This is a genomic window from Dyadobacter psychrotolerans (assembly GCF_004349265.1).
In the GTDB taxonomy this organism is placed as follows: domain Bacteria; phylum Bacteroidota; class Bacteroidia; order Cytophagales; family Spirosomataceae; genus Dyadobacter; species Dyadobacter psychrotolerans.
Window position 1 is genome coordinate 106,038 of the sequence record NZ_SMFL01000011.1, and the last position, 22,694, is coordinate 128,731.

A 22,694-nucleotide genomic window follows, 5' to 3' on the forward strand; every position below is an offset into this window, starting at 1 on the left:
TCCCGATAATATATTTAATGAGTTTTTGTTTACTTCCACTTGCTGTTTTTTTGCTCTTCCTTCTGTTTTTTCTTGTTTTTGATGAAGAAGGTGTATACTCTAAAATCCGGCTGTCACTAGTTCTTTCGCTGATTGGTACCAGTGCGACAATCTTCTTTTACAACGAGGTGCTATCTGCATTTGATGCCATCACCTATAAATCTGCCCTGGTTTTCTGGATTTTGCAGTGCGTTGTTCTGTTTGGTTTGATTGCATATTTGCATCGCTCCGGCCGCATCCGTTTGCACAAACTGGCTCTACTCGGTGATGCCGTTTTGCTGAAAGGAATTGGTAAAACAAATAAAATTCTAACGATTACATGTTTGCTCTTTTTTGTTCTTCCTTTGCTCTTTCTGGCCATCTATGCTCCGGCAAATAATTTTGATTCACACAGTTACCACCTTAACCGGATTATGTTTTGGGTCACTAATCAAAACCTGGATCATTTCCCGACTCAGCATATTTTTCAGCTTTATCTCAATGTATTTGCTGAGTACCTCGTTCTGCACACTGTTTTGCTTTCCGGTGCCGACCATTTTGCCGGCCTGGTTCAGTTTGGTTCTTTTATCGGTTCATTAGCTGCTGTTAGTTTGCTGGCAAAAAAAATGGGAATGAAAGCCAATGGACAGTTGCTTGCGGGCATTTTTCTTTTGACTTTGCCAATCGGTATTTTTGAAAGCACAAGTACACAGGTTGATTACGTAGCCTGTTTTTTCTTTATTTCCTTTGTTTATTTTGGATTTGATCTGCTCAAAAAAAAGACTTTGTCAGCACTTCTGATGATGCTGTTGTCATTGACGCTGGGCGGCTTTACGAAGTATACCATTTTTATTTTTGCAATTCCCTTCACTATTTATTTCGGAATAAGAATTCTGATTCAATACGGATTTTTGTTTTCTGTTAAAACACTGTTGTTGGCAATAGTGATGATGTCACTTGTTTTTACGCCATTTTTTAGCCGGAATTATCAACTATTCGGAAGTGTGATGAGTCCGCCGGAAGGTACAGCGCTTTTTGCCGAAAAAATTCCTGTGGATAAACATTCGGTAATGTTTACCGTGTCGGGAATCATTAAAAACTCAAGCTTGCATTTAGGTCTTCCCAGCACAGCCTATAATTTATTTGTTGAAAATGGCATGAAGGATTTTCATAAAAAACTAGGAATGGATGTTGACGATCCGGCTCTGCGGCTGGACTGGTTTCGTGTCAGATATTCCGTACATGAAGATATGGCATCGAATACATTTCATTTCATTCTCATCATACTGGCCAGTTTGCCGCTGTTTTTTCTTCGTGGAAAACGCGATATCAAATGGTTTTGGATTTGCGGTTTGGCGGGATTTATACTGTTTTGTTCCCTGCTAAAATTTCAATTATGGAGCAGCAGAACACACATGCCGTTTTTTGCCATGGGAGCGGTGATGGTAAGTTATTTATACAGTCAGGTGTTAAAATGGAATATTACTTATATGGCTGTTCCGCTTATGTTGCTTTCTTCGGTTTTCGTTTATGGTAATCCTAACAAGGCGTTGCTGCCTCTGGTTTATATAGCACAAAAAACCATTGCACATATTCCGGTTGCCATTTACCAGGCGGATAGCGCCCAGGGGAGAATATTAGAAAAAAATGTAAGTCGTTATTACGATTTTAAAACAACGAATGAATGGCATGTCCTAAAAAAATGGCCGGACTTTCAGGAACGGAGAAAGGTTTTTGCTTTGCTGGATCAATGCGGATACTTTGAGGACGACCGCTCCGCAACGGTTTTTGCCACTAACCGCACTAAAGGATATTTTTTAAGCCACCTGGAACACTATAACAGTTTTGGACCGCTGCTGGATCACATCAATCAAAATGGAAAGAATATCGGGGTTTTGTTTTTGAATGGAGTGGGTTTTTATCATTATCAGGCAGCAATAACGGAAAGATTGGACCGACCGGGACGGATGGAATATATCCGCTATCACAAAGAATTTATGGCGCTTAAAAATGCACAGAAGGATTACTGTTATGATTATATCCTGGCGGATGACGCCGGATTGATTAAGAATTTGATTCCAATCGCAAATATTGATACCGTCTATAATTCTCCGTTGCTCTACCTGGTCAAACTGAAAAAAAGCAGCTGTGAACGGTATCTGTTTTAATTTATAAATGTTGCTACAGTTCTCAAAAGCAAAATAAAATATTGCAAATACAACAAAAAATAGTTCGTTTTTAATGTTAATAAACTAGTTGACGAAAATAATTACATTTACATATCATTTTAATTTCAACAGCTTTTTCAATTTTTATGAAACGAATTTATTATCCCTTAATGCTTTTGTGTCCGGGCTTTTTGTTTGCGCAGGATGTGGATCAGGCCGCTCTTGCTAAAATACGCAAGGAAGGTATGGAAAACTCAAAAGTAAAGGAAATTGCCATGCAGCTGACCGACGTATCAGGGCCAAGGCTGACCAATTCTCCCGGTTTTCAAAGAGCCGCGGACTGGTCTGTAAAACAATTAAAAGACTGGGGTTTGAAAAATGCCAAACTTGAAGAATGGGGTGAATTTGGTAAGGGATGGCAGGTTGAAAAGAGTTATCTGGCCATGACAAAACCGTATTACATGCCTTTTATCGGTATTCCGAAAGCATGGACCGCCGGAACCGGAGGCGTTGTGAAAGGAGAAGTCGTTGTGATCGATATCCAGAATGAAGAGGATTTGAAAAAGTATGCAAATGGCAAACTGGCAGGCAAAATTGTTTTGACGAAGAGTGCTATGGATACAGATCCTACTTTTAAAGCTGACGCGATCCGGTATACAGAGGAGGATCTTGAAAAAATGACCAATTCGCAGCCGTTTGGTCAGGGGAATTTTACACCGGAACAAATGGAACGCCTGCGTGGTGCGCGTACTTTCCGTAATAAAGTAGACAGTACCATGAAATCCCAAAAGATCAGTCTTGAGCTGTCGGGACGGGCGGGTAAACATGGCACATTTTTTACCAGCGGCGGTTCGTCTTACAGAGGTGATTCTCCGATCGCCGGACCGGCTTTTGATATGGCTCCGGAGCATGCAGGGCTTATCACCCGTTTGGTAGAAAGCGGAATTCCTGTAACCCTTGAAGCAGAGTCGGCAACTACTTTTTATGATAAAAAATTGACAACCGGTAATGTCATCGCTGAAATTTCGGGATCAGATCCAAAACTAAAAGATGAAATTGTCATGCTGGGCGGTCACTTAGATTCGTGGCACAGCGCAACCGGCGCTACCGATAATGCTGCGGGTTGCACGGTAATGATGGAAGCGGTAAGAATATTGCAGGCTGCCGGTTTGAAACCAAAAAGAACGATCCGTATCGCACTTTGGTCGGGTGAAGAACAGGGTTTGCATGGTTCACGGAATTATGTGAAAAATACATTCGGTGATCCGCAGACAATGAAACTTTTGCCGGCACACGAAAAATTGTCAGCATATTATAACATTGACAACGGAACCGGCCGTATCCGCGGAATTTATCTTCAGGGAAATGAAGGGCCGCGTGCGATCTTCGAAAAATGGCTCGCACCTTTTTCTGACATCATCGATCATCCAACGATCACATCACGTAATACAGGCGGCACGGATCATCAGAGTTTCGACGCACTGGGATTACCGGGTTTTCAGTTTATTCAGGATGGAATTGAGTACAATACCCGCACGCACCATACCAACGTGGATACTTACGAACGTCTTGTGATGGATGATTTGAAGCAAATGGCGGTTGTTGTGGCTGCATTCGTTTACAATACAGCTCAGCTGGATCAGAAAATTCCAAGGAAGGAATTGCCAAAACCACGTCCGGCTACGGGAATGGGGCGGTAATCGTTTTTTGTTTAAGTAAAATGGCAACCCATGCAGCAGAAACTGTGTGGGTTGCCATTTTTGATACTATATGATTTGGTATCACTTAAATTTTAAACAGATAAACTGATATCAATCTGTCAGATATCTTTTTCAAAATACAGGTATATATAAACCGCCGCACCAAAACTGGTTGAACTCGTTGATGCAAGTCTGTATCCTTTTGATGCATACGCATCCAGATGCTCCTGTATTTCTTCCTTAGATTCTTTTACAATATGTTCTGAATCAAAAGTTAATTTAGTGTAATAAATTAATGCTTCTACTTTGTAGTCTTTCATATTTAGTGGTTTTGGATAAGACAAGGGCTCTTTTAACTGACTTGTTTGAAGGTAAAGGAAGTATAATACTTTCATTACAATAGTAAGTCAATAAAAGATATTACTCTATATATTTTATTACTTTCAACGTTTAGGAAGGCCTGTTTTTGAAAGAATATCGCTGGCTTTTTTAACTTTTTCCGGAAACAGAATTTTCTCTCTGTACTGTTCCAGTTTTTTGTCCAGAACTATTACATGAACCTTTGACTGATTTAATTCTTTTGCTTTCATAGTTCAATCTCATTTTCTTTTTCGGTAAGTAAAAAGGCTTCGTAAAGCTTGCCAATTACGAATTTCTCCCAAATTCCTTCGCTGTTATATCCAAATATAATAAAATCTTCAGAGATTTCTGACAGGTTGTTAGTTATACCCATTCGATATAACCTTGTTCTGGCGGTTGTACTTCCTGTCGCGAATATCCAGGCTTGGGGATATTTTTCTGTGAACGTATAAATAGTTGAAGCAACGGTAGCCAAGACCTTTACGGCATCACCATTGTTGGTGATTGAAAGATCATTAATGCTTTCTGTTTTTCGTTATAATCTTCAAAACCAATATTGAATACGTTTTCAGTGGTTGTTTTCGTGTACTGTACTACCTTCTTAATTAAACCCTTTGGCCCTTCGCTTACAAACTCAAAAAAGAGAAATTGTTCTTCAGATTTGTATGGATATCTTGGATGCTTCATTTCATGCTTTGGATTTTTTAGTGCCTCATAGGAGACAGTAAAAATTAAAGCAAGTCACTATCAACTGTTACAAATCGAAATATTATCACCGCAATCCCTCAATTCCCTCAACACTTTTCACCAATTCCTTTCCAAGAATCCTGTTTCCGGTTTCCGTAATTACAATATCATCTTCAATCCTAATACCTGTGAAATCACGGAAGCTTTCCAGTTTGTTGTAATCGATAAATTGAGAAAGTTTGTTTTCTGATTTCCAGCGGTCAATCAGGGTAGGGATAAAGTATAGCCCCGGTTCTACGGTTACCACAAAGCCCGGTTCCAGCGCTCTTCCCATACGGAGTGACTTCCATCCGAATGCTGTTCCTTTTTTAAGATCTTCGGTGTAACCTACGTACTGTTCACCCAGGTTTTCCATGTCATGGACGTCAAGGCCCATCATGTGTCCCAGGCCGCATTGAAAGAAAAGCGTGTGTACATCGTTTGCCACAGCCTCAGCCGGATCGCCTTTGATGATACCAACCTCTTTCAAACCTTCCAGCAGTTTGGTGGAGGCAAGCGTGTGAACATCTTTAAACAAAACGCCAGGCTTACAAGCTCTGATTGCTGATTCTTCCGCATTCAGGACAATTTCGTACATCTCCTTTTGAATGGTTGTGAATTTCTTGCCGGTCGGGATCGTGCGTGTAAGGTCACCGCAGTAGTGCATCGCGGTTTCAGCACCCGCATCACATAATGACAGCTGCCCATCCCGCATAACCAGGTCCCTTGTGTGCGTATGGAGAATTTCTCCGTTTACAGTCAGGATAATTGGGTAGGAGATATCTCCGCCTTGCCCGATCGCGAGGCTTTGTAATTTTCCGGCTACCTGTTTTTCTGTCAACCCGGGCTGCGTAATCCGCATGAACTCAAGGTGCATATCTACGGAAGTATTCACAGCCTTTTCAATTTCTGTGATTTCTTCTTCAGACTTGTACGAACGCATCGAAACAACGGCCTTGATCAGCGTTACGGATGCCAGCTGGGAGGCTTGTGCGGGATTTACTTCCAGCCATTCCTGTAATTTCAGGTAATGTTCTGCTCGGTAAGGTGGCAGAAAGTGAACCGTTTGTTTACTATTTTGAGCCGATTTCAGGTATTCAGAAAGTGTTTTGGACGGTCTTACTTTTTGAATGCCAACCTTTGCAGCCTTCTCTGTAAGTGGTTCTTTTGGGCCTGTCCAAACGATGTCATCAATCGTAAGTTCATCCCCAAAAATAATTTCCTGATCGTTTTCAATATCAATAACGGCATGTAAAGAAGCTGCATCCAACCCAAAATAATACAGGAAGCTGCTGTCCTGGCGGAAAGTGTAGACATTGTCCCGATAGTTCATTCCTGATTCTTCGTTGCCAAGAAAAAGGATCAGGCCGCTGCCTACTTTCTGCTTTAATATTTGTCTTCTTTTTATATAGGTATCCTGAGAAAACATGATTGTTTCTGTTTTATGTGTTTTGACAATTATCGGGCAATTTTACATTAAAAAATCTTGCTCATCAACATTAAATGTCAATGAGCAAGATTGAGCACTACCTAACCAAACTTAACTTGTACTTCTAGTAACCCGGATTTTGTTTCAGGTTTGTATTTTTATCCAGCTCGGTCTGTGGAATTGGGAACAATGCACGCTGACCGGTCTGAGGACGATGATTAAACCATTTTTTTGTTTCATATATTCCAAAGCGGATCATATCCTGGCGGCGGTGGGCTTCTGCTGCAAATTCCCAGCCCAGTTCGTCAAAGAACCGGCCAAATTTAACATCATCTCCACCCTGGCGTTCGGTAATACTGCCATCAGCCGCCTGATAGCCATATACATACTTGCTTCCTTTTGCCAGATCGGCTCCGGTAACAGTTGCTTTTGTCGGATTATTCTTAAAAGCTCTTTTACGCACATCCGTTACGATTACCGCTGCTTCATCTGCCTTACCGGTGCGTAACAATGCTTCGGCTTTGATCATCAGTACATCGGCGTAGCGAAGAAGTGGAAAGTCATTATCAAGACTGGCCGTAGCATTGGGCTTGATTTTATACTTGCCAATTCTGTATCCATCGGTTGAAGCAGTTTTCTCCATAGCCGGTACCGATTTTACATAGGTAATTACAACTGCGCCTGTGGTCGCATTTTTTTGAGGTCCCATAATCCATGTATCTGTCAAACGGCTGTCTTCTGTATCATAGGTGTCGATAAACTGAGGAACAGCGCAGTTCCCGCCCCATGGACCGGCATTCATCGGATATACCGTTCTGCTGAGCGGATCCAGCGTTTTCATGTGGATCTGGTTTCCGGTACCATAGATTTCATCGTAAGGAATGGCAAAGATGATTTCCTTTGAATTGAAATTGGTCCAGGTGAAAACATCAGAATAGTTGGCATCCAATGCATATTTCCCGCTTTTGATTACTTCATCTGCCTGTTCAATAGCCTTTGCCCACTGTGGTGTTCCTGTATATACTTCTGCATTCAGATAAATTTTGGCAAGAAGTGCTTTTGCTCCCCATTTGTTAAGCTGCCCGTACGTTGTCGAAGCATTTTCGCTTAGGAAAGGCATTACATCAGTCAGCTCTTTTACGATAAATTCATATACTTCCTTACGGGTGCTTTGCTTTGGAAGTGTTACATCTTTAAAGTTGGTAACGATCGGCACGTTGCCATGGTTATCTAAAAGCAGATAATAGGCCAGGGCGCGTACTGCTTTTAGTTCTGCTTCAACCGCCTCTTTGCCGGCCGTTACAGGAATCTCTCCGTCTGCAATCTGAGATAAAACCCTGTTGGCGGTGGTGATACTTCTGAAAGAACTCTGCCATGCGTTTTCAGGCTGCCATTGAAGGGACGTCCAGGTATGCTGGTGCATGCGGCGGTAGGTGCCGGCGTCATCCCAGCCATTGGGGCGGGCAGGCGTAATAATTGCATCCGCAGACTCTTCCTGCAAATCAAAGTATCCCTGCCATCCGAGCATAAGCGCACGCAGTGAAGAATAAACCGGGGCGATAACAGCAGGCAAATCTTTTTCAGTTGGCTGGTAACTGCTTGAAAGTACCTCAGAGTAAACTTCTTCTTTCAGGTCTGTACAGGAGTACAAAGATGCAGCTCCCATCATGGATGCCAGAAAGAGAGATATGGTGTTTTTCTTTTTCATTGTGTCAAATGGTTGTTGTTGATCAGAATGTTACGCTTAGTCCGGCAGTGAAAGTACGGGTGGTTGGGTACTTGTCGCGCTGATCACTTCCGGGGAAGAAACCGGTCATCGACACACCTTCAGGATCGATACCTGTATACTTCGTGATCGTCGCCAGGTTAAGGCCTGATACAAATATCCGTGCGTTTCTCATTCCTTTGACCAGGTTATTTGGCAGAGAATATCCGAATGTTACGTTGTCAATTTTCCAGTAATTACCGTTTTCAATGTATTCTGATACATACACCAGATCATTGTTCAGAACTTTGCCGTCAATCGGATCGTAAGCAGTTTTCAGCATGTTGTAAGCTTTGTTTTTCGGGTTGTTATAAAACATGCTCTGGAAATTCAGAATGTCGTAGCCAAATGCGCCGCGCATGTTTACAGCCAAGTCAAAGTTTTTGTAACGAACCGAGTTATTCCAGCCCACAATATGTTTTGGAATACCATTTCCATAGTACTGGCGGTCTTCCGGTTTGGCAGACGCAATCGGGATAACTTCCCCGTTTTTGTTTTCAACCAACCATCCGCCTTTGTCATCGACACCAACACTTTTTAAGACAAAAAACCTTCCGATTGGCTCTCCGACTTTAACACGGTGGGTAGAAACCTGAATCGGTTCACCGGTAGCACCAGCATCGAAAAAGTCATTGCTTGCCTTAAACTGATCGTTGGAAAGACTCACCAGTTTGTTGCGGTTGGTGGAGTAGGTAAAGCCTGTATTCCACTGGAATTTTTCCGTTTGGACAGGTACAATGTTTAGTAAAACTTCCAACCCGTCATTTTTCATTGTTCCTGCATTGATCAGCATCGATCCTGTCAGATACGGAGGAACCGGCACCGGGAAGTTATAAAGCAGATCTTTCACCTTACGGCTGTAAAAATCAACCGAACCGTTGATGCGGTTTTTCATAAATCCAAAGTCAATACCTGCGTTGACTTCCTCTTTTTTCTCCCAGCGCAGGTTTGGGTTGAAGTTACGAGCCGGGATAAAGCCAGGGACCCATTTCCCGCCTACGTAAGCACCCTGGCCTGTACTGAAATTATAACTGATCTGCGACAGATACGGGCTGCTTGCGATGGTACCTGTTACACCAATACCGGCACGGAGTTTAATTTCAGAAACTCCTGTTAAACCTTCCATAAATCTCTCCTTGCTGATTCTCCATCCAACAGAAGCCGCAGGGAATGTTCCCCACTGGTTGTTGACACCAAAACGGGACGAACCTTCACGACGGACACTTGCCATCAAAAGATATTTTTCGTTCCAGCTGTAAGTCAGTCGTCCAAAAAAACCGGCAAGCTGCCATTTGTTTTTGGTACTGCTCATTGCCGCCTGTCCTTTTTGCAAAGCACCTCCGGCTCCAAGGTTATTCCAGTCGTATGCATCAGTTGGAAAATCCCAGTTGCTTGCTGAAAATGCTTCGTAAACTGCCTGCTGATAGCTGTATCCGCCCAGTAATGTAAAGCGGTGTTTCCCAAACGACTTGGCATAATTTCCGGTTAACTCCAGAAGTTTTTCATCGTTTGCCGTTGTGGATCTTCCCGCAGTCGCATTCTGATTGCTTAGTCTTGTATTTGTGTGATTAAACGTGGTAGAATACCCGTCGAGGCTGGTACTCTGAACGTTTGAAACCAAAAGTTTGAAATTCAGGTCGTCGATAGGAGCGTAATCTAAACTTCCGCTAAGACGCATTTCCCGGGAAACTCCTTCATAGTTGGCTTCATTGATACGTGAAACCGGGTTTTCGTAAAAATATCCGTCACGTTCCTGCCATGCACCTGTCTCTGTACGAACCCGGTCGGTAGGGTTACGGATCATTGCCTGACGATAAATGTAACCGTACTCGCCGTCTCCCGTTCCATCTGCCTTGATGGTCCGGCTGATCATTTGGATGTTGGTTTTAAGTTTATTTTTAAACATCGCATGATTCAAATCCGCGCGGCCTGTAAACCTGCTTTGTGCCGATCTTAAAAATATACCCTCCCAGTTACGATAATTGACCGAACCTGTAAAGTTTGTCGTGCTGTTTCCTCCAAAAAAAGTAAGGTTATGGTTTTGACTAACCGGTTTTTGCATGATTTCATCCAGCCAGTCGGTATTGCCGCCGTAATCTGTGTAAGGAATACCTTCCGCAATTTTCTGGCGGTAATCGTCACCGGTGAGTAACTGCGGTCTGCGTGCAATGGTTTGAATATTTACGTAGTTGGAATACTCAATCGTCGAACGTGAACCTGCACGGTTTTTACGGGTGGTGATCAGGATTACACCGCCTGTTGCACGGGTTCCGTAAATCGCAGCAGCTGAGCCGTCTTTAAGAACATCCACAGATTCAATATCTTCGGGAGCTACGGTATTTAATCCGCCGGGAACACCGTCAATCAGGATCAAAGGATCAGATGTTCCGTTGATGGAATTGATGCCGCGAAGGTTGATCTGTGTATTTGCCGTAGGCGATCCGCTTGGTGTTGTAATACGTAAACCAGCCACTTTTCCCTGTACAAGCTGAGCTGCATCACGAACGGTTCCTTTGATAAAATCTTCTCTTTTTATACTGGCAACCGAACTGGTAACATCTCCTTTTTTCTGGGTTCCGTAACCGATCACGACAACTTCTGCAAGCTGTTTCTGGTCCGGAGCTAGCTCAATGGTAATACTGCTTTGATTACCAACAGCAATTTCCTGGCTTACATATCCGATGTAGCTCAATATCAAAGTAGCATCTTCGGGTACAGTCAGTTTGAATTTTCCTTCGGTATCAGAAGCCGTACCGATCGCATTATTTCCTTTTACAATAATTGTTACGCCGGGCAAAGGATTTTTATCCTCCGATGATACAATCGTTCCCGTAATCTGACGGTCTGCAGCCAAAGCTTTTGCATTTATTGAAAGGAAAAACATCAGTGCAAGGCTGCAAAACAGGTAGCCGGATGTATCCTGGATAAGTCTGGTTAATTTTCTTTTCATGTTTTAATGTTAGATGGTGGTAGAAGTTTCAAATAGCCATTTTTCGTTTAATGAGTACTTTCGCGGGCAACGGATCTGGTTTGCTCATCGTTTGTATTTTCTTTTTTCATAAGCATTTGGTTTAAGTTTAAGACAGTAGTTTATTGAACTTTCATGATTCCGTTCATGATGCGCCAGTGGCCGGGGACCGTGCATAAAAATGGGTAATCACCAGGTTTTTCAGGAGCAATAAATACCAGTGTTGCATTCCCTTCCGGACTCACCAATTCGGTTGAATGCAGGATTTCAGGCATTTTTGGGACGTAGTTCAGTGCAATGGCATTGGCTTCACGGGCAAGCAGATCAGCTGCGGCTCCCACTTTCTCCAGACTTCCGGGCGTTGCAACCAGCAGATTGTGCTGCATAAAGTCAGGATTGGTGAAACGGATCGTTACTTTCTGGCCGGCTTTAACCGTGAAAGTCTTCTTATCAAACTTCATTTCATGTTCAATCACTTTCAGATTGATCGTAATTGGTGTTCCCACACCCTTTTTCATCATAGCCGGCTTTTCTTCCGGTGTTGCAACTGATAGTTTTTTATCATTTTTGTCTTTAACAACCTGGTTGAGATGCATTGTACTTTTGACGTCCAGCCAGCCTTGCAGCCGGAAGTTTTCAGGATAATCGCCGACCCGGTTTTCGTCTCTCTGGTCGCGGCCCAGGCGTATTTCATCCGGTGTAAATGGTTTTGTAAACAGAGAAGCAGCTTTGCCGGTAACAGGTTTTTCATCTTCAATGGCCAGTGTCATTATGCCTCCCTCAGAGAGAGTAGCAACGGTATTAAATCTTTCTCCCGGTAGTTTCTGGTCAGAGTTGATTTTGTAAGATTTTCCGTCCTGCTTCACCAGCCAGTAAAGCTTTCCGTTTTCCATGTACAGGCTGTAACCGTTTTCTTTGTTTCCCTGAGAAGTAATTACACCCGAAAGTTCTTCCTGTGCTTTTGTAATAATGGCTTTGATCGTAATTTCTTTGTTTGTTACTACGGGCGGGAAAACCGGAGGTGCCCACAAATTCAGTACATATGTTTCCTGTACCAGACCGCGCTCGATACGGGCAGTAAGTGTAGAATCTTTTAACCTTGCCGAAGCATTTTTGAAACCTGCTTCATGTTTGATAACACCTGAAAAGATAGCCTGTGCCAGATATTCATCCGCCGCATTTTCAGATTCCTGTCCGGCCAGATAAAGTATCTTTCCGATTTCTTCAGAGGCAGGCAGATCTGCCAGGGCCTGTATGGTTGCCAGTCTGACTTTGAGATCGGGATCGTTAATTGAATTTGTCCATTTTAAAGCGGAAAGTGCCTTTTCGGTTCTTGGGAGCAGTTTTACCGCGTTTTTACGCACACCTGCCGCAGGATGCCTCATGGCGCGAACGACGGTATGATAAGCTTCTTCATTTGAACCATCAAGGGCACCTAATCCCTGTAGTGTCCAGAGCGCGTGTACGGCAGGACTGTTTAATCCAATTTCATCCACCGACTGATCATTTACCATTTTCAGAAGTTCGGGAATTAGCGTTTTATTCTGCGACTCTACAATCAGTCTTTGGGCGGTTGTACGCCAAAACATATTGTCGTTTTTTAATCCTGCCAAAAGCCCTGCTGTATCGTTTTTGTCCAACTTAACAGGTGTATATGGTTTTGCCTTTCTGTAAACGACCCTGTATATACGTCCGTGTTTGTTGTCCCGTAGCGGATTGATGTATGCATTGCCTTTTCCGTTTTCAAAACCACGTGGTGTAGGATTATGCTGAATGATGAAATTGTACCAGTCGGCAACCCAGACAGCCCCATCCGGCCCAACTTCTGCCTGCACCGGGGCGAACCATTCATCTGAACCGGCCAGCAGATTGAAGCCGTTTTTCTCTTTGTAACCTGCGCCCTTTGGTTTAAGCAAAGCCTGGTAGATTAACCGGCCCGTAGGCTCGCAAACAAAGGCGGTTGCATTCCAGTAAGATTTAGGGAAATTTCTGGCAGTGTAAAGATTGTGACCGGCAGCAGCTGTGAACCCGCCATGAAAATCAACCTGGCGTAATGCCGGTGTCAGGTAGTTCATGTCGTAGTGGGAATCGAGTTTGTAAACCGTATTTCCTGAGCCTTCTGCGACAGACCGTTTAACATATTCCAAAGGCATGGCAAAGTGCCCGCTGTAATTTCCGTTTGCGGTAGAGATGAACACTTCAAATTCTTCGGAGAAACCGAGTCCCCAGGTATTATTGGAAGTGCGGCCAATGTATTCCAGATTTTTTCCATTGGGTTCAAAACGATAAATACCCTGGCTGAAATTAACCGGTTTTTCATTTACCGTTCCGCGGAAACCGGCATAGCCAAGCACGCCCCAGACTTTGTTATCCAGCCCGTATTTCAGGTTGGAAGGTCCTGCATGCGTATCACTTTTACCCCAGCCGGAAATGATGTTTTCGCGGACATCGGCTTTGTCATCGCCATTGGTATCTTTCAAAAATATAAAATGCGGAGCCTGCGCAACGATAACACCTCCGTTAGCAAAAGTCAGACTGGTAGGAATGTTCAGGTTATCTGCAAAAACAGTAAACTTGTCTGCTTTACCGTCGCCATCCGTGTCTTCGCAAATCTTGATACGGTCCTTTCCGCCGCCATCTTCGGTACGGATTTCGTTTGGATAGTCTTCTGTTTCAATGACAAACAATCGTCCTTTTTCATCCCAGGCCATAGCGATAGGATTAACCACATTTGGTTCAGAAGCAAATAGTTGCAGATCAAAGTCAACCGGAACCTGTATCAGTTTTTGTGATTCTTCGGGAGAAAGAGGTAGCTGGAATTTCGGTGCCGGGTCGCGTTTTTCATAGTTGGGTACATCGGCATCCTGAAATACCTGCACGGGAAGTTTCATCCGGGCATATTGTTCTTTGGCCTGATCATTAACCGCCCACAAAACGCCGTTTGCTACAAGATCGTGAAAGCCTTTCTGTTTCCAGGTACGCTCGTCGTGACCGTATGCCGTGTAAAATACGCGGCCTTTTCCCTGCTGACGAACCCAGGTCCATGGCTCATGATGATTGCCTTCAACGCGCTCCTGCAGTACGACATTGTCGGGACTCAGTTTAGAGTGGACATAAGTTTCGTCCCAGGTTTCAAACTCTTTCAAACCGGCCATAACAGGATGTTCCGGTTTGATAATGGGTGCGGTGAACGTTCCGTATTTATGTGTTGAAAACTGGCCGCCGACCGCTTTAATATACCAGTCGGAATTCTGGAAGCAGAAAGATGCGGCATGTAGAGGAATCAGCGCTTTGCCTCCTTCCACAAATTCTTTCAATGCAGATTCCTGCGGAGCGGTGATGGTATTGTGGTTTGCATAAATCATGATACCATCGTACCGGCTTAGATTTTCTGCATTCAGGGAATTAGGATCAGAGGTGTAGGTAAGGTTAATTCCTTTTTGAAACAACGGGAGCGCCAGCATCGGGAAAAATTTTTCCGAAAAATGATGTCGGCTTTCATGTCCGAGAAAAAGTATTTCAAGACGTTTAGCTTCCGGAGTCGCGGCCTGCTGAACGGGTCTTGACTTTTGGGAACAACTCTCGGTCAGCAGAAAACAAATTAAGATAAGTAGGAGTTTTTTCATATTCATTAGCTTAAAGCATTAGTCTTTACTAATTGCTTTTGTTCAAAAGTTTGGTTTATATAAAATAGATCAGAAGGTTTTACCGAATTTTCAGGATGTAAGAAACCGTTTGGAATTGCCGCGGGCAAGCCATTAAACTTTTTGATTAAATGTTTTTGATTAAATTATTTTCTTCCGTTTTGGAGGATTATCTCCTATAAGTTTAAGTATTACAAAACAGATCATTATTACAAAAATTCCCGCCGTTACGATGTTTCAGGTCTACGGGACGTATCGAAAGCCAAAAGTTTGATTGCTGTATTTATTAAAATTTACAGGCAATAAAATTCCTGTCTGCCTGTTTAGCAGAATATCTCATTTGTCGGTTTAATACCTTTTTAAATAAACTTTTAACCCGTGAATCTTACGCCGTTGTATGCGTAACCATTGAAATCTTAGCCCGGTGTTTTTTAATATTCTTCTTTGTCATATTTGGCAGGATTTAAAGTGGGATGAGTATGATAATAAAGCTGCACATTAGAATAAGATAAGATTAACTTATTATTATCTATTTGTAAAATTACCCGTAAGAGATAACATAAACTTGCTATGTATTAGCTACTTTTTTACCGATATTAACTTAAATCGGTTACAGGTTTTGTGAAACGGGCAATTTGAAGGATTTTATTCGGTGATTTTTGGGTATGGTAAAATAAAAAAACAGCCTCTGACTGAGGCTGTTTGGAATATAACAAAATCTTAATCCGGAAATTAGCGGGTAATTACCAGCGTTTTGATCGATCTTGGAGGAAGCTCCACGCCACTTTTAAGATTTTTTGACTTTGTGTACTTCATATTGACATCTTTGTCTGCCGTCGTAAGGTATTCCTCAAAAGCATCTTTCACTTTTAAGTTGCTGATTTCCGGCTTTATTGTTCGCGCCTCCGACGTGTAATTGATAGCAACAAGTACAATCTGTTTTTCGCTGACATAGGCCGTCACCATTACGTCCTGGGCAATCTGAACATCGCTTAATTTATCATTTCTTGACAACTGGATCCTATGCATCCCCGGCCTCACAAACCGGCTGTAATGACCCAATGCCCAAAGGTTTTTGGTGGCTGTGATGGTTCCGTTCGTATATTCTTTGTCGGCAGGATTGAGTGCGATAACATAATATCTCGTATCGAAATCGGGACTTCCCGGTTCCCAGCTGTTCCAGAGCTGCCAGGCTGCCGCATTTCCGTAAGCAAGGTCGTCATGAATTACTTTCGATAAAAATAAAGCGCAGTCCATGGCCGGAATCTTTCCTGATTTGCCTTCTTTATAACCATCAGCAAGCATGGAATATTCAGTCTGCCAAAACTCCACACCATATTTCCGGGTTGTGTCTGCAACGTGTTTTCTGATGGCAATCCGGCTGCTGTCGCCTTTGTCGGTGAAATAGCTGTGTCCGCCAATGAGTGCCGGAACGTGATTAAGTTTATTTAGTTGTAAAGGACTTCCTTTTTGAAAAAAAGCCTGTGTCTGTTTTGAGGCACTGCTGGTTTTTCCATATAAATAATCAAGCTGCCCTGCTTCTGTAATCAGGATTTTCGAGGTCGATTTTGTCGCTGTTAATGTGCTGTCCAATGCCCGCACAACCTTTGCGATCTCGTCATTCCGCCACGGACTTCCTTCCTGATTGCCTTTGCCATACGGATGATACCAGTCCCACTGTGGCTCATTCACGGGGCTGACGTAATTAAAATGCAGTCCTTCTTCGTCAAAATGTTTTAAAACGTTGGCAAGAAATGCCGCATACTCACCGTATTTTTCGGGTTTCAGGTTGGAGATGTAATCCTTATCCGTTTTGTAACCCAGTCCGTTTTTATTAAACTGGACCGGTGGTGTGTTGGAAAATGCGATCAGGTTTTCAACACCATATTCTTTGGCTTTTTTTGTAAACCAAATGTAGCCTGTCTGTTTTGTCCAGTCGTAAGTACCATCAGGTTTGAGAAAGCTTTCTACACGTTTGCGAAAATCGACGATCCCACTGCTATCACCCTGCTCGTCAGTACCACCGCCGATGTTGAAACGCCATGACGAAAGTCCGATTCCTTTTGGATTCCCGGAAGCATCCAGTTCTTTACTAAACAGCCATTCAGCCATTTGTTCCCGATTTTTAGCTGGCCAGTATTTTCCGATTCCCTCCGAAAACCAGGCTCCGGCTGCTCCGAAGTTATCGATTTTTTGTGCCCGGTTCTTTACGTCAACTTTGATAATCAGAGGGTCTTTTTTCTGCGCAATGGTCAAACAGGGCAAAAGAATGAGAAAACAGGAAGAGATAATTTTAAACATATTAAAAAGGATTGATTTTAAAACAAATTAATTCCCATCGCAATCAGGATCAAAACAACTGCCCAGCCTGCAATCTGAAGAATAAGCGGATGTTTATAAGTGCCCATTAAACGGGATTTACGGCTCACGACAAGCAAAATTGAAAGTGCAGCGGGTAATACGAAACCATTCAGCGTACCTACAAAAATCAGTACTTTCACTGGTTTGCCAACCAAAAGAAAAACAACAGTTGAGATCAGGATAAAAACGATGGTGAGATACGTGTGGTATTTTTCAAGAAGCGGATGAAACGACCGCATAAAAGAAATGGATGTGTAAGCTGCGCCCACAACAGAAGTAATGGCTGCACACCAGATCATCAGTCCGAACATTTGTCTGCCCAGCGAACCGGCTGCATTTTCAAAAATGGAAGCCGTAGGATTTTCAGGATTGATGCTCGCGCCGGCCGTGATGATTCCCAACGTAGCCAGGAATAGTAAATAACGGATAGTGGCCGTCAGCAAAATTCCGGTAGATGCACCTCTGTTCACCTGTGGCAATGCAGCTTCACCTTTAATTCCGGAGTCGAGTAGCCGGTGTGCGCCGGCAAAAGAAATGTAACCGCCAACCGTACCACCAACAAGGGTCAATGTTGCAATCGGATCAAATTTTGCAGGTAAAAACGTGTGGTGAAGGGCGGCCGCCAAGGGAGGATGTGAAGTAAAAGTGACATATAATATCAGCCCGATCATCAGCATGCCTAATATTTTAGCAAAGCTATCCATGGCTTTTCCGGCCTCTTTTGAAAGAAAAACAGCAATGGCCATTCCTGCACTGCCGATGGCTCCGATGTGTATCGGAATCCCGGTCATCGCTTCAATTCCCAAACCTGCACCAGCTACATTACCGATGTTAAAGGCAAGTCCGCCAACGACAATCAGAAAAGCCAGGAGGTAACCAAGTCCAGGAAAAAGATCATTGGCAAGATCCTGAGCCCGTTTTCCGGATACGGTGATGATCTGCCAGATGTTGTACTGCACACAAAGATCGATCACAACGGAAATCAGGATAATAAATCCGAAACTGGTTGTGAGCTGCTGTGTAAAAACGGTCGTTTGGGTCAAAAAACCCGGCCCGACAGCGGAAGTAGCCATTAAAAATGCAGCACCAAGTAGTGCTTTGGAGGTCTTTGCCACGGAGTTTGGGTTTTGTGCCACGGATGCACCGCGCGGCGGCCGCAATGTTCACGAATTAGATAATTTAAACTTTGCAGCTATAAACGAATAACTAAAGAACTAGTCTCTTGTATTCAAGTTTGCCTCTTCCAAAATTCACTAATAAACCAAGACGGTTGCGCGATGCTTTCAAGTAATTGATTGTTTGGGCCAGATGTTCGTCTGTTAAAATGTTACAGCATTTTACTTCAAGTATGATTTTATTGAAAATGACAAAATCAGCATAGAATTGGTGAGGAAGAAGAATCTCCTGAAAATAAATTGGATAGACTTTCTCTCTTTCATATAAAATATCATCCCTATTGAACAGAATTTCCAAGGCATCTTTATAAACAATTTCTAAAAAACCATGGCCTAATTCGTTATGAACTTCCATACATTTTCCAATAATCTCATATGATTCTTCTTTATAAATTAGATCCATATTTACAAATTTAATTAGTGTGTTGTTTAGTTTACTGGATTAAGACCGGAAGTCTAACTGAAAATCCTCCATAATAATTAGTGTAAATTAGTGCATTCGTGGCATAAACTTTCTCCAAATCCCCCGCCGCCTGGCGTCTCGATAACCAAGATATCACCAGCTTCGGCTTCAAAACTGCATATTCCCTGCAGCTTCGAAGTTTGGTTGTTTGAAATCAGTGTATGTTCCCCGCATTTACCGTCTTCGCCGCCGTTCAGTCCGTAAGGTGCATATTTGCGATGCTGACCGAGTAAGGTAACTTGTAATGGTTCGAGGAATTGGATCTTTCTGGTAATGCCGTCACCGCCCCGGAATTTTCCCTTTCCTCCTGAATTTTTGCGAATACCAAATTCGAGTAAACGAACCGGGTACTTTCGTTCGAGCTGTTCGGGGTCGGTGATGCGGGTATTGGTCATGTGCTGATGTACGGCTGATCTTCCGTTGAATCCTGAAGCGGCTCCGACACCACCGCCAATCGTTTCATAATATCCGAAATTTTTATTCCCAAAAAGAAAATTATTCATCGTTCCCTGGCTACATGCTGCCAAACCGAAAGCTTTTAATAAGGTATCGACCAGTCGCTGACTCACTTCCGTGTTGCCGCCAACAACAGCCGGACATAGTAGGGGATCGTCTGAAAAATTGGGGTGCAGGAAGCTGTTTTCAGGCAAAATGATCTCTACGTTTTTCATCAGTCCGTCGTTTAGGGGTATTTCTTTATTTACCAATAACCTCAGAACATATAATATCGCACTGTGAAGTATCGAAATATTGGCATTGAGATTATTGGGATGAACGGCCGAGGTTCCTGCGAAATCAAAGACCTGTTTTTGCGGACTGATAGTAATAGAAACCTGAATACGGTGGTCATCATCCAGGAATTCGGCGGCTTCAAAAGACTTTCCGTGAAGGGGAGTTAAAGTGTTTTCAAGTTGGATAACTGCACTTGCTTTTAACAGGTTCATATACTTTTTCACTGTATCGATGCCGTACAATTCAGCCAGTTTAAGCAGCTGCTGACTTCCTTTTCTCAAAGCAGACAAAGCAGCAACAATATCTGCTTCATTCGAAAGGAAATTCCGTGTTGGATAAGATCCTTCTGTGAAAAGTTTATGAATTGTATCCCATTGAAATACGCCTTCTTTAACCAGATACTGCGGAAGGATTACAACACCTTCTTCCGCCAGACAAACAGCATCGGGAGGCATTGAACCGGGTGTTTTTCCCCCAATTTCAGCATGATGTGCGCGGTTAATCATATATCCCAGGCATTCGCCGTCGCTGGTGAAAACACCTGACAGCAATGTTATATCGGGTAAATGCGAGCCGCCGTATTTAGGATGGTTCGTGATGATCACATCTCCCGGTCCGATGGTAATTGCTTCGCGTACCAATCTCCCGCAGATACCCATGCTTCCCAAATGAACCGGAATGTGCTGCGCATTAACCAAAAGGTCCCCGTCTGCATCAAGCATGGCACAGGAAAAATCTAGCCTTTCCTTTACGTTAACAGAAAATGCAGTCCTTTGCAGCTGAACTCCCATTTCATCCGCAATTGCTTTGAAACGGTTGGTAAAGAGCTGTAAAGCAACTTCTTCGCTATGCTGTTCTGATCCTGAATTTTTATCAGCGGTTTTAAAAACAACTGCATCTTTGTTTTCCTGTATGACCAGCTTCCATCCTTCCGGAATGTAGGCTGTTGAGGTACTATTTAGTAAAATGGATGGTCCTGAAAGTTCATCACCTACCGAAAGCAAATCCCATTCGAATAACTGCGAGGTTGCGTTTTCTCTGTTTTCTGTTTGTAATAAAGGGCTTACTTCACGTAAAGAGGCAGCTGGTCGGCCTGTTTTCAGAACCGGTTCCGGTTGAAATAGTCTGACTTTTTCCTGAACTTTTAATTTTAAACTTTCCAGCTCGACAACTGCGTTTTGCGGAAAATATCCGAATTGTGAAGTGTATAAATTTTTAAATTCATCAATTGTTCCGGTTTCCTGATAGGCTACTTCAATGGTATTTTCCTGTCCCGCAAAACGCAGGAAAACGGAGCAAAACGCTACTTCAAATTCATGAACTCCCTGTTCCCTCAACTCCTGTTTCGCTAAATCCATTAACTCACTTTTCCAGGAATCAATTTGTTTTTCAGCAGAAGACCAGGTACGTAAAACCTGCCTGGAAACAATGGCACTGATTAATGCCTGACCAATACCAACTGCGCTGAATAAACCTGCGTCGTAAGGAATAATTACATTTTTGATTTCCAGCAGATCGGCAAGCTGACAGCTGTGCAGACCGCCCGCTCCTCCGAAAGTAATGAGTGCATATTCGCCCGGGTTAATTCCTTTTTCGACGGAAATCTTACGAATTGCATCAGCCATTTTTTCATTCGCAATCCTTTCAAGACCAGTTAAAATCTCATAACCCGAAAGTGAATTTCCATTGAGTTCAAAAATGCTTTTGCGAAGTTTTTCCAATGCTTCAATCGCTGCTTCGGTCCGGATCGGAATTCCGAATTTTGCAGGATCCATTTTGCCCAGCAGAAGATTAACATCGGTAATGGTCAACGGTCCGCCTGCTCCGTAACAGGCTGGTCCGGGAGATGCGCCTGCACTTTCCGGGCCTACCTGCAAAGTAAAACCATCAAACCAACAAACTGAACCGCCACCTGCCGCCACGGTTTCAATGGCCAGCGTTGGATTATGAAATTCGATTCCGTCTATTTCAGTAATGTATTTTAATTCCGGCTGACCGTCAATCCGCGCGACATCGGTGCTTGTTCCGCCCATATCGAATGTAAGAACTTTTGGATATCCAAATTGTAAAGCTGTATTGGCGGCGGCAACCATTCCTCCGGCAGGCCCGCTAAGCAAACTGTCCTTTGCCCTGAAACCGTTACGTTCGGCAAGGCTGCCGGTACTGGTCATGATTTTCAGGTTTCCTTCGTTCAGTGCATTTTTTATGTTGTTCAGATACTGATCCAAAACCGGATCCAAATAGGCGTTCACCACAGCTGTTTGCGTTCGTCTCAGATAGTGGGAAAACGGGAACAGGTTTGCCGACGCTGAAACGTATTTTGCTCCCTGTTGCCGGAAAGCAGATCCCACGGCCGTTTCATGCTTCTCATTTTGGTAGGAATGCAGCAGTGAAATGGCAACCGATTCAAAGTCTGTGTTTGTTAAATTTTCAGGCAAATTTAGTTCGCCTGTAATCCCGCCATCAGAAGAAAGCCGTTCATCAATTTCCAGCACATCGGAATACAGAAGACGCGGTTCCGGAACAGCCAGCTGAAAAAGTGAAGGCCGCTGCTGATTGCCAATATAAAGCAGATCTTTAAACCCTTTTGTAACGACTAATAGGGTTTTAGCTCCCTTACGTTCCAAAAGTGCATTTGTGCCTTTGGTTGTCCCCAAACGCATTTCAATCGGTGGAAGCGGGTTTTTAAGAGATGTTTTGGTTAAAAGTCTTGCCGCTAAAACAGGTGCTTCTTCATCGCTGAATAACTCAAAGTCAGTTTGTTCGGAGAAAGCTAAGTCCTGGTCTGTTGTTATCGTTTTTTGGGCATAGTCAAGAGAAACAAGCTTGCCTGTTTGGTCATTTATTTTAATCGAATAACCTTCCAGAATGTCGCTTTCATAATTCCAGGGAGAATCAAATTCATAAATGCAGGAAGCAATTTTACGAATAATTCTTCCCCGTAATCTGGAAGAGCTTAGTACTTTGATCCGGGTTGTAAAACCGGAAGGATCAGTAGCGAGGCAGTCGGTAAATGTTCCGCCGGTGTCGATGCTTATTTTCCAGACCGGCGCAGTTGAAGTCTTCAAGTGAATAGGATTAGCAAAAAGTATTTCTCCCCAAATTACACGCTATTCGTAACAAAACCAGAAATCATAGCGATTAGATTACAGTCAATATTTCAAATTTTGGTTTAATGATTTTTT

Annotated in this window: 12 protein-coding genes and 1 pseudogene; 2 read left to right on the plus strand and 11 right to left on the minus strand. The window is 43.2% G+C overall.

Annotated features, from left to right (window positions below; genetic code table 11):
• Positions 1-17 precede the first annotated feature (17 nt).
• Both E0F88_RS24630 and E0F88_RS24635 read left to right on the plus strand, forming a co-directional pair.
• Entirely contained in the window at positions 18-2,186 is a 2,169-nt protein-coding gene (locus tag E0F88_RS24630) for a glycosyltransferase family protein (protein WP_131960950.1), read from the plus strand.
• Positions 2,187-2,332: 146 nt separating this feature from the next.
• Positions 2,333-3,886 (plus strand): M20/M25/M40 family metallo-hydrolase, encoded by a 1,554-nt coding sequence (locus E0F88_RS24635; protein WP_131960951.1) that lies wholly within the window; start codon positions 2,333-2,335, stop codon positions 3,884-3,886.
• Positions 3,887-4,005: 119 nt separating this feature from the next.
• On the opposite strand, the gene E0F88_RS24640 is transcribed toward E0F88_RS24635, so the two are convergent.
• The 11 genes and pseudogenes from E0F88_RS24640 to E0F88_RS24685 all read right to left on the minus strand — a co-directional run bounded on the left by E0F88_RS24640 (position 4,006) and on the right by E0F88_RS24685 (position 22,577).
• On the minus strand, positions 4,006-4,206 hold the full coding sequence (locus E0F88_RS24640; protein WP_131960952.1) for a DUF4177 domain-containing protein: 201 nt from the start codon (positions 4,204-4,206) through the stop codon (positions 4,006-4,008).
• 123 nt (positions 4,207-4,329) lie between these two features.
• Entirely contained in the window at positions 4,330-4,476 is a 147-nt protein-coding gene (locus tag E0F88_RS33790; RefSeq protein ID WP_165940145.1) for a hypothetical protein, read from the minus strand.
• Positions 4,473-4,933 (minus strand): annotated as a pseudogene (locus E0F88_RS34845) (DUF6934 family protein). The gene E0F88_RS33790 and the pseudogene E0F88_RS34845 overlap by 4 nt, the downstream one beginning before the upstream one ends.
• Positions 4,934-5,018: 85 nt before the next feature.
• Entirely contained in the window at positions 5,019-6,401 is a 1,383-nt protein-coding gene (locus E0F88_RS24650; protein WP_131960953.1) for an aminopeptidase P family protein, read from the minus strand.
• A 124-nt stretch (positions 6,402-6,525) separates the two neighbouring features.
• Positions 6,526-8,109: a RagB/SusD family nutrient uptake outer membrane protein gene (locus E0F88_RS24655; RefSeq protein ID WP_131960954.1), complete on the minus strand. Its 1,584-nt coding sequence runs from the start codon at positions 8,107-8,109 to the stop codon at positions 6,526-6,528.
• 22 nt (positions 8,110-8,131) lie between these two features.
• Positions 8,132-11,116 (minus strand): SusC/RagA family TonB-linked outer membrane protein, encoded by a 2,985-nt coding sequence (locus E0F88_RS24660; RefSeq protein WP_131960955.1) that lies wholly within the window; start codon positions 11,114-11,116, stop codon positions 8,132-8,134.
• Positions 11,117-11,256: 140 nt separating this feature from the next.
• Positions 11,257-14,760: a PVC-type heme-binding CxxCH protein gene (locus tag E0F88_RS24665; protein WP_131960956.1), complete on the minus strand. Its 3,504-nt coding sequence runs from the start codon at positions 14,758-14,760 to the stop codon at positions 11,257-11,259.
• 750 nt (positions 14,761-15,510) lie between these two features.
• Positions 15,511-17,079 (minus strand): glycoside hydrolase, encoded by a 1,569-nt coding sequence (locus E0F88_RS24670; protein ID WP_131960957.1) that lies wholly within the window; start codon positions 17,077-17,079, stop codon positions 15,511-15,513.
• Between the two features lie 17 nt (positions 17,080-17,096).
• A complete protein-coding gene (locus E0F88_RS24675) occupies positions 17,097-18,254 on the minus strand; it encodes an NRAMP family divalent metal transporter (protein WP_229213907.1) in 1,158 nt (385 codons plus the stop codon).
• 91 nt (positions 18,255-18,345) lie between these two features.
• Positions 18,346-18,717, minus strand: a complete 372-nt coding sequence (locus tag E0F88_RS24680) for a GxxExxY protein (RefSeq protein ID WP_131960958.1) — start codon at positions 18,715-18,717, stop codon at positions 18,346-18,348.
• A gap of 77 nt (positions 18,718-18,794) precedes the next feature.
• Complete coding sequence (locus tag E0F88_RS24685) at positions 18,795-22,577, minus strand: hydantoinase B/oxoprolinase family protein (RefSeq protein WP_131960959.1); 3,783 nt, start codon at positions 22,575-22,577, stop codon at positions 18,795-18,797.
• Between the last annotated feature and the right edge of the window lie 117 nt (positions 22,578-22,694).

Coding starts and splice junctions, on each gene's coding strand:
- E0F88_RS24630 (WP_131960950.1), top strand. CDS start 18: ATGAGTTTTTGTTTACTTCCACTTGCTGTTTTTTTGCTCTTCCTTCTG.
- E0F88_RS24635 (WP_131960951.1), top strand. CDS start 2,333: ATGAAACGAATTTATTATCCCTTAATGCTTTTGTGTCCGGGCTTTTTG.
- E0F88_RS24640 (WP_131960952.1), bottom strand. CDS start 4,206: ATGAAAGACTACAAAGTAGAAGCATTAATTTATTACACTAAATTAACT.
- E0F88_RS33790 (WP_165940145.1), bottom strand. CDS start 4,476: ATGAAAGCAAAAGAATTAAATCAGTCAAAGGTTCATGTAATAGTTCTG.
- E0F88_RS24650 (WP_131960953.1), bottom strand. CDS start 6,401: ATGTTTTCTCAGGATACCTATATAAAAAGAAGACAAATATTAAAGCAG.
- E0F88_RS24655 (WP_131960954.1), bottom strand. CDS start 8,109: ATGAAAAAGAAAAACACCATATCTCTCTTTCTGGCATCCATGATGGGA.
- E0F88_RS24660 (WP_131960955.1), bottom strand. CDS start 11,116: ATGAAAAGAAAATTAACCAGACTTATCCAGGATACATCCGGCTACCTG.
- E0F88_RS24665 (WP_131960956.1), bottom strand. CDS start 14,760: ATGAAAAAACTCCTACTTATCTTAATTTGTTTTCTGCTGACCGAGAGT.
- E0F88_RS24670 (WP_131960957.1), bottom strand. CDS start 17,079: ATGTTTAAAATTATCTCTTCCTGTTTTCTCATTCTTTTGCCCTGTTTG.
- E0F88_RS24680 (WP_131960958.1), bottom strand. CDS start 18,717: ATGGATCTAATTTATAAAGAAGAATCATATGAGATTATTGGAAAATGT.